The organism is Nonomuraea aridisoli (assembly GCF_003236395.1).
GTDB classification, from domain to species: Bacteria; Actinomycetota; Actinomycetes; order Streptosporangiales; family Streptosporangiaceae; genus Nonomuraea; species Nonomuraea aridisoli.
Genome location: NZ_POUD01000102.1, coordinates 19001 through 27877, shown reverse-complemented (window position 1 = coordinate 27877; position 8877 = coordinate 19001). Strand labels below are relative to the sequence as shown.

Below are 8877 nucleotides of genomic sequence, written 5' to 3'. Positions count from 1 at the left end.
ACCCACACCACCCCCGCCCCGCTGTCACCCAGCAGGCTCATCGCCTGGTGAGTGACCCGCGTACCGGGTCCGAGGAGCAAGGTCCCAATCGTCGCGGCGGGGATGTGGGTGGTGCCTTGGGCATCCTCGGCTGTGACGGCATTGTCTTCCCGGTGCACGACACAGCGTTCCAGGTAAATGAAGGAAATCCGGTCTCCCATGCGAGTGAGTTCTCGCGGTGAGGATTGCCCACGGCGGCCGACAGTGGACATTACTCACCCCTGGGCGAGGGTCATCAGACCGCACCCGTACGCCTTCGCCTTCCCCAGCCCCGCGGTGAGGGTATGACGCATGGCGTCGGGGTCGGTCACCTGCAGCCGCCCGTCGAACGTAACGGTGACAAGGGTGACGGAATGCCGCTGGCCGGCCTTGGTGAAATCGAGTTGGCGACGGTCGCGTACCACCACTTCATGCTGGTCGAGCTCATCGTGCAGACGTTGCTCGGCCGGCTTTTCGAGAACCACGAAGCCGGCTTTGTCCTGACGCTGGAGAAGCCAGTCGATCTGGTGACGACGACTGACATGCGCCGTGACCTTGGTGGGTTCGTCAGCCTTCCGGCGGATGCTGTGGACGGGGTTGGCCGTCAGACGGAACGACCACACGTCTCCCTTGGTCAGCCGGGACAGCAAGGGCTCGTAGTCGTGGGTCTCCCATCGCCCGGTCTGCGGCCATCCGGCTTCTTCCGCAAGATGGGTGAGATCCGGCTCGGCCGGACTGGCGATGTAGAGATAGGTCTCGGCACGGCTGTTGCGGTCGATCCGCCAGAGAACCCGCGGGCCGCCGCGCGGCTCAGTAGGAGGCTCCGCGAACGCGAACATGATCGCTGCGTGCAGCCGCTGCGGCGACGACAGCAGGCGCCGGGCACCGAGCCGCGCCGTGTTGAAGCGGAACCGAGTCAGATACATCATGCGCTCCCAAGAGCGGCGATCGGATCGTGAGCGGGGCGAGCGGCAGGGTTTGCGACGTTTGCCCTGGGCGGCCGGTGCACGCCGCGCAAGCGGTACTGACGGTGCAGAGGATCGAAGCTGACCGGCTGATCCCGAACGCTGTCGACCGATCCGTCGTTGGCGCCGGCCTCGATGAGGATCTCGAGTTCGACTCGACGCTCTTCTCGACGCCGTCGCTGGTACCAGGAAGCGGCGTGCCACGGCTCTTTGTCGAGCGCCTCCAGCAGCGAAAGCTCCCGGTGGACGGCCAGGTACAGCGGCCGGGACGGCGGGCAAGAGCGCCGTCCCAGGTACGGTAGGAAAACGGGCGCGTGCAGTGCCTGCTTGAGCCTGTCGACAAGCGCGACGTCGCCTTCGACTCCGGCCACGAACACCGCGTCCGCCAGGTAGAACCGTTCCGACACCGGGGCCGCCTCGCCGCTTACGAAGTGGTGCGCCGTATGGAAATCACGCAGCAGGGTGCCCGGTTGATCCACGCGGACACCGAAGCGCAGGTTCGCCAGATCGCCGAGGTTCTCCGTACGCTCACGTCCCAGGGCGGCAGCCAGCAGGCCGATCACTCCGCTCTTGGTCGGGGCCGCCTCCGTTGACCTTCGGGCGAAGCGCGAGGTCGAACCCCACGATTGGAGAGGGCCTGCCAACTGCATCAGCAGGACGCTCATGCCTGGTCCTGCCTCCGCACTACTTCCGCTCCCACCGCGGCCACGAGGTCGGGCATCGGCAGGCTCGTGCCGAGCTGGGTGAGCGCTTCGGTGTTTCTGCCGACCTGGAGAACCCAGGTGGAGTCGCCGTCGGCGATGCCGTACGTGCTCTCGACGTCGGTGAGGTAGGAGACAAGGGCATCGGCCGCCTGCCGCATGTGGCCGCCCACGTCCGGATCGGTTTTGCAGGGCTCTTCGAACGCCGCGACGAGATTGATGGGCCGGGAGTCGCGCAGCTTGACGACGACCGCATCGGGCAGGGTGTGGTTGCCGAAAGTGTTGATCTTTCCGGTCGGGAGAGACGTCAAGAAACACTGGACGAACGCCTCCACCGCCCGTCGCACGGGTTCGGTAATCGGCTCGTCGTCCCGAAGGCCCGCCCCCAGGTTGCGGCGCAGCAGGTCCACGTCCACCGCGGCATAGCGGTAGAGAGTGGCGGAGTTGAACTCGACCGTGCCGATCATGCCGGCGCCCAGGTCGTCGTCCTCGCGTTCTTTGTAGTCGTCGACCGCCGTGTAGTAATCGGACTCGTTGTCCACGCGATGCACGCTGATGGCGTGCGCCACCTGCGCGGCAGCGTCCACGTTGATGTCCGCCCCATCGGCGATCATGCGCCCGAACAGGGCGATGTCGACGGAATGCCGCGTGTTCGCGATCCGCTTGGCCTGATCCTTGACGGCCTTGTCCTTGAAATAATCCTTGCCACCCGAGCCGTGGGCCTTGACCGCGATTTCGGCGAGGCCGTCGAGCTGATGAGCGCTCAAGAACATGAGGTACTTGGACTCGGGGGCGGCTCCGCCGTTCTCATTGCGAGCGGCCTGCTCCCTCCTCTTCGGAACGTCGATCTTCGAGCCCGTGGCGGTCTGAATGGCCTCCGCCGCAAGTGACCACGCATCGGCCTGCTCGATCGAGCCGTCCAGCTTTCGAATGCGTTCGGCGAGCAGCTCTGCCACCCGCCTGGTACGTACGCCGAGCTCGCTCGGGTCCAAGAGGTCGTGGAAGCCTCGGCGGGTGGCCCGCTTCCACGCCTGACTGGACACTCGCGCGCGGCGCACGCCACCGTACGTCGCGGTCTTCGGCGTGCCCGTGTCGTCGCGGTTCAAGCAACTGGGCGGAACGGTCTGCAGCGCGTGGACTTCGAGGATGGTCCGGATCATCAGGTGTCCTTGTCGGGGGAAGCAGCCGCGTCGTCGTCGGTGCGCGGACTGGCGGGACGGTAGGAGTGGAAGCTGCGGCCCCAGCGTTGCCGCACGTGACGCAGGCCATCAGGGTCTTGCGCCTGGTAGAGCTGTCGAGCGAGGATCCCGTAGTCGAGCCCAATCGAGGCGTTACGGAGGAGGATGACGACTTCCCGGAGCCGTTCGGTGAGCACCTTCGGCGTGGTGGCAGTGCCGAGGCGGACGAATCGACGGCGGATGGGCTCATCGAGCGTTCCGCCGGGCATGAGCCGGCGCACGGCCGTGCCCAGTTCTACTCCAGGCCGGTGCATGTCCTGGCCGGACTTGGACTGCTGGTGCAGCGCGTACAGGGTGATGGCGGAGAACAGCGCGAACTCGGCCTTGAGAGTATCTCTCTCCGGAAGATCACGTTCGCTGTAGAGCAGCTCTGTGCCGGCCATCCCCCACAACTCCGGCACCTCCTCTGGGAGCTTGCCGGCACCCCGGCGAAGCTGTGCCAGCGCTGCGACGGCACTACTACGGTCGGCTCGGTAGCCCCTCTGCAGCGCGCTGATGTGGGTAGCAGCCACTTCGCCTACAAGGTCGACGACCGGCTGCCGAGCGGTCGTCGCCTGAGGTGAGGTTGCGGTCATGATGCGGCCTCCACAGGAGGAGAGGGTTCGTCGGCGCCTGGAGGATGTGGCTCTCGTTCCGCGGGCACCGCTAGGGAAAGGACCTGGCGCAGCCGCATGCGGAAAAGCAGGTCAGCGTACGAGGCGGTCAACCAGAGGCTTTGACCGTTCGCCGCCTTGGCGATCCGGCCTTCCCATGCGGAGTCACCCGCTGCCCGGAGCAGTTCGTTGCCCAGGCGGCTGACGATCTCGTAAGCCTGCCTCTGCCACGCCGCCCTGCGCTCGCGGGAATCAGCACCCGGCGAGATGGAAGCAAGCCACTCTCGGAACGCTCCATCCAGCGCGGCGAACCCCTGGTGACGTGCAATTCCCTTCGGGGCCTCCGGATCGTCGCCACCGGCTTTGGCGAGATCGCCGGCCAGATCACCGAGGACGGTGACAGCGCTCTCTGCGTCGGAGACAGCGTCTATCGCCGCCTGCCCCAGACGCTGGTCTTGGGTGTGGAGCAGCACCACCGGCATCGTGACCCCGTCGTCGATGATCTCGTCGATAACGGACTGCTGCGTCCCGTAGCGGGCCCCGATCAGGCGGGCCTTGATGAGATAGTCGGCCGGGAGGTCGCTCTCGACCGTCAGGCGGGCGACCCAGTCGAGAATCCGCGGGCGGACGATGGAGGCATCCTCACCGCGCTGCTGAGCGCCCGCCACGCGGCCGGCGACGAGAGCACCCAGCCCGCGCCAGGAGCTGCGGCTGGCATCGTGCTCACGCGGTAGATACACCGTGGCCTTACCCAGCTTCTTCTCCTGGGCCGGGCTACGCCGCCAAGCGGTCATGGGTTCCCGCTGATGCTTGTTGTGCGAGGCAAGTGGATCTCCATAGGTGAGGATCACCCCGGTGACCGCTTCGCCGTCGTGGAACAGCCGCACCCGACGGGACTGCCACGTGTACAGATCTCCCACACCATCAGGGCGACGGCTCAACTCCAGCTGATCGGTCTCGCCGGGAGCGGCCTGCGGACGCCGCCAGGCCGGTCGATCCCGGTCTGGATTGACCCGGAGATTGTCGCTGTCGAATGCGACCAGGTTGAGCAGCAGCGTCTGCCCCAGGGTCTCCCCTTCGGCGAAGACGCCGCCCAGGTTCCCGGCCCACGCCACGCCCTGCGGGTATGCCCGCCCGCCCTTGACGCGTGGGTCACCGACCACGCCGGTCTTGATGCCCGACGTGTCGAAGGCATGTGCGTGCACCAGCCAGCGGGCGGCCTCCGCGAAGGTGAGACGGTTCACCCCACGACCGCGCATGGTGAAGAACGGCAGGCCGTTCGGCACGTCGGCAACGATGCGGTCCAGGGCGTTCACTTCGCCCTTCGCCGTGTGCAGCCCCGCTATCTGGTAGAAGGGCTCTTCAGGGTGGAGCAGGTCGAACCGTTCGCGATGCTGGTCCAGATAGTCAGTGATGCGTTCGACCGGCAGGCCGTCGTGCCACAACTCCTGCCAGTCGTCGATATCCGCTGGCCCCTCGATGGCGTCGTGCAGGATCGCCAGCAGCAGGCGGAGCAGCGCGAACTCCTGGGTCGGCACATCGCCCACCAACCGCCGCAGGTCGTCGGCCTGGGCGAACACCTCGTGAAGCGACAGCTCTCCCTCGCTGCCCTCACAACGCTGCACCGGCAGCCACGGTTGTCGGGTCAGATCGAACGATGTCGCGCGCGACTCACTCGGCACGAGTCACCTCCAGGCCATCGGTGGACGTGTAGTGCAGGTCGAAGCCTGCCAGCCGGGCCCGACAGTTTTCGTCGAGGAGAAGGATGAGTTCCCCCGCCAACCAGGGGCTGTCCTTGGCCTGCCAGGCTGGCACGTAGTTCGCTTCCAGCTCGTCGATGGCGCGGTCCAAGACTGCCGGGAAGGAGAACTGATACGGCAGGCGCAGCCCACAACCGGCGACGATCCGGGCGACGCGCGCCTGAGGAATCGCATCCGTCGGTACGTCCAGGCCGCCGCGCTTCCTGGAGAGGTCGGGCAAGGTGGCCCAGGCACCATCGGCACGGCGCTTGAGCACCAGTACTTCCAGCGTCTCTCGGCTGTCGCGCACCTGGGCGCGACCGCGGCGGGTGTCGTCCGCGTCGCCCACGCCGGCGTCGACCCAGCCGAGCAGCGCACGTCCGGCGCGGCCTACCTGGTTGATCTGGAAGTCCTGTGCCGTCTCCTCCTGCCTGGCCTGGTGCAGTTGCTCGGCGACCGCCGCCTTCGCCATCGCGTCCTGCCACTCCGAGGGCCCCACCTCGCCAGAGCCGTAAGCGTCCTGGACAAGCGGACTGATGTCCTCAGGGAGCCGCACGACGTGCCCGCTCTCACCCATCCTGGACAAGTACGGCTCCAGTACGGCCGCCGACCGCAAGAGCACATGATCGCGGTAGATCAGCGTGGAACCGCGCACGGGCTTGGGAGGTACCGAGTCCCAGTCGGCCCCGGTCAGCAGGCATCGCGCCGTACGCAAGGCTTCTGGACGATCGGACTGATCCTGGCCGCGTACATGCCGGTGGAGCCGCCCCATTCGCTGCAGGAGCAAGTCCACCGGGCAGAGGTCGGAGACCAGCAGGTCGAAGTCGATGTCCAGGGATTGCTCCGCCACGGAACTCGCCACGACGATGTGCCGGCCGGTAGGCCGATGTCCACGGCTCTTCTCGGGAGGACCGAACCGCTTCAACAGATCGTCGTCTTTATCCGCCCTATCGATATCGACGAAACGGGCATGCGCAACGCTGACGTTCTCGTCGCCGAATAAGCCGCGCAAATACGCGGCTGTCTCCAGTACGCGATCCACGGTATTTCGGACGACCAGCGCGCACCCTCCACCCATCAGCTCATGGGTAAGCCGATCGCCCAATGACGTCAGATCATCCTGAATTCTTTCCAAGTGAATTCGAGTGGCTCGGCCGGATGCCTCCACTGCCTCCGACTTCGCCTCGCCGTCGGGCTCCACCGTCGTGAGCAGTGGGTATCCGCGAGCCTCCGCCACGAGATCAACGCCGACGGTCGCCTTGCCCGCGTACGCTTCGACCAACTCCCGCCGACGGCCTGCCGGCAGTGTGGCCGACAGCACCACGACGGGCACGCGGTAGGCGCCGAGCCAGGACAGCACCCGGTCGAGGTAGGAGTTCATGTAGGTGTCGTAGGCGTGCGCCTCGTCGATGACGACGACCTTGCCCGCCAGCGCCAGATGACGTAGCGCGAGATGACGGCTCTTCAAGCCCATAAAAAGCAGCTGATCAATCGTTCCAATCACGAACGACGACAGCATCCCCTTCTTGCGCCCGCGCAGCCATTGATGCGCCACCAACTCGGCCGACGCCGCCGCTCGATCATGGCCAGGCCGCCACTCCCCAGCGCCGCCGTCCATCTCGACGCCCCGCACATCGCGCCTTCCAGCCTGCATCAACGTCGCGTAGTCGTCATTGAGCGCTGCCTTCGAGTGCGCCAGCAGCACCGAACGCCGGCCTGGATCCTGCCGTACGTCTGGAACGCGGTTCAGCCACTGCAGGACCCGCGGGAACATCGCATTGCTCGTCGCCATGGTAGGCAGGGCTACGAAGCAGCCGCCGGCACCCGACCTGGCCGCGAAGATCTCCGCCACGGCCAGTGCCGCCTCGGTCTTCCCTTCCCCCATCGGCGCTTCGATGATGAGCAGCCCAGGCGCGGACATGCCACGCGCCACCTGCACTGCCCGCTCCTGCACAGGCCTGACCCGGCTTCCGAGCGGCAGCTGAAACCGTGACGCGTACACGTTCTCCGGTGAGCCGGTCAGCGCGGACGCCTGCCACGGTTCCGGCAGGTCCAGGCCATGCCAAGCCGATGCGATCCGGTCGTGGTTGCTGAGATGCGCAGCGTCGGGAAAGTAGGGGAACAAGTCCGGGTTGCTGGCGATCCAATCCGCCACGATGACCAGGCCCGTCAGCAATGCCTGGGCGGGCTGACCGAGCCGGATCTTCCTCCAGTCGGCCAACGTGTCGCTGACCGCGCACGCCTGGGCGCAACGGTCGAGGAGTTCCCACTGCACGCTCTGCCACAGCGCGGCGCAGCTTGAAGTCCGTACCAGCTCTGGATGGTCATGCAGGGCTTTGATCTGGGAAGCCGTCGGCGGAACCCCATGATGGCCGCCGGCAACGATGCCGACCTGCAGCGTTTCCGAACGCGACCAGCCATAGCGCTCGACCAGCCACTCCTGAATGAGGGCCTGCCCCACCAGGCCGTGCGGGCCCAACTTCCGGTCAGGGAACTCCTTGTATGGGGGCATATCGAGCCCGATAACGCGCATGGCGTCCGCCAGAAGATCCACCTGGCAGGCGAATGCAGGGCTGGCCTTACCAATGTCATGAGTGGTCGCCAGCCAAACCGCCAACCGGCGCCCGTCCTCCAAACCGGACGGAAGATCCTGAGCGATCACATGCTTAACCTGCAGCGGCAGCCAGCGATCCCACAACAATCCGGCTACCGCACCGCTATCGGCCATGTGTCGCCATAACGGCAACCACCCATCAGTATCCCGATCGTGCTTTGCCCAGACAGCGCATGCCTCATCGGACAAACCGTCCTGGAATTCGACTGGAGGTACCCCCTCAAGGAGCATGAGAGACATCTAAGTGCATAACCACAGCGAGATCACGCCTTTTGAGAAACAAACCTGCCGAGCGCATACCGACGCATGTCCATCCACGGCCGGCCGAGTTGCTCCAGAGCCGACATTGATGCAGCCTGAGCGGACTCGCTCGTCAACTTGACAACCGAAACGTCCAATATGTCCACTTCTAAAGAAGTGCTCAATTCCGAGCCTGATAGACGACAACGCCGCAGGTCAGGAAGAGTGCTCCCCGCGCACGCGGGGATGGTCCCCGTCCGGAAGCGTTCCGGGCCGTTCGAGAGCGGTGCTCCCCGCGCACGCGGGGATGGTCCCAGGCCTGAACCTCGGCGCGCTGGCCGCCCGGCGTGCTCCCCGCGCACGCGGGGATGGTCCCAGGTTCCCGGCCGCCTGGTCGTTGGCGACCTCGTGCTCCCCGCGCACGCGGGGATGGTCCCCAGTCGATCTTGTCGCACTTGCCAGGCTCGGCGTGCTCCCCGCGCACGCGGGGATGGTCCCGGTTCCACGTAGTGCTCGTGAGCCGGCAGCAGGTGCTCCCCGCGCACGCGGGGATGGTCCCTACGGAGGCCCCGGGGGCAGATGCCCCCGGGGGTGCTCCCCGCGCACGCGGGGATGGTCCCGGGACTCACCTCCCCGCCCGGTAGGGCCTCCAGTGCTCCCCGCGCACGCGGGGATGGTCCCCCGCCTTCCGTGGCGTCCGTCGTGGTGAGCTGGTGCTCCCCGCGCACGCGGGGATGGTCCCGTCTGCCACTCGAACTCGATGCTGTTG

General features: G+C 66.5%; 6 protein-coding genes, 1 pseudogene and 1 CRISPR repeat array (1 of these 8 running past the window's edge). All 7 genes and pseudogenes read right to left on the bottom strand.

Translation table 11 applies throughout. The annotated features are described in order from the left end of the window. Window positions 1-251 (bottom strand): annotated as a pseudogene (locus tag C1J01_RS51370) (type I-E CRISPR-associated endonuclease Cas1e); the annotation flags it as partial. Window positions 252-254: 3 nt separating this feature from the next. Beyond that, complete coding sequence (gene cas6e / locus C1J01_RS23740; RefSeq protein ID WP_111181184.1) at window positions 255-944, bottom strand: type I-E CRISPR-associated protein Cas6/Cse3/CasE; 690 nt, start codon at window positions 942-944, stop codon at window positions 255-257. Then, on the bottom strand, window positions 944-1648 hold the full coding sequence (gene cas5e / locus C1J01_RS23735; RefSeq protein WP_111181182.1) for a type I-E CRISPR-associated protein Cas5/CasD: 705 nt from the start codon (window positions 1646-1648) through the stop codon (window positions 944-946). Before cas5e ends, cas6e begins: the two co-directional genes overlap by 1 nt. After that, window positions 1645-2844, bottom strand: a complete 1200-nt coding sequence (cas7e, locus tag C1J01_RS23730; RefSeq protein WP_111181181.1) for a type I-E CRISPR-associated protein Cas7/Cse4/CasC — start codon at window positions 2842-2844, stop codon at window positions 1645-1647. Before cas7e ends, cas5e begins: the two co-directional genes overlap by 4 nt. Next, complete coding sequence (gene casB, locus C1J01_RS23725) at window positions 2844-3497, bottom strand: type I-E CRISPR-associated protein Cse2/CasB (protein WP_111181180.1); 654 nt, start codon at window positions 3495-3497, stop codon at window positions 2844-2846. The genes cas7e and casB overlap by 1 nt, the downstream gene beginning before the upstream one ends. Further along, window positions 3494-5197, bottom strand: a complete 1704-nt coding sequence (casA, locus tag C1J01_RS23720) for a type I-E CRISPR-associated protein Cse1/CasA (protein WP_111181179.1) — start codon at window positions 5195-5197, stop codon at window positions 3494-3496. Before casA ends, casB begins: the two co-directional genes overlap by 4 nt. Further along, on the bottom strand, window positions 5187-8099 hold the full coding sequence (gene cas3, locus C1J01_RS23715; protein WP_438943127.1) for a CRISPR-associated helicase Cas3': 2913 nt from the start codon (window positions 8097-8099) through the stop codon (window positions 5187-5189). Before cas3 ends, casA begins: the two co-directional genes overlap by 11 nt. Window positions 8100-8333: 234 nt before the next feature. Continuing rightward, window positions 8334-8877: direct repeats of the CRISPR family, unit length 29 nt; unit sequence GTGCTCCCCGCGCACGCGGGGATGGTCCC (it continues 644 nt past the right edge of the window).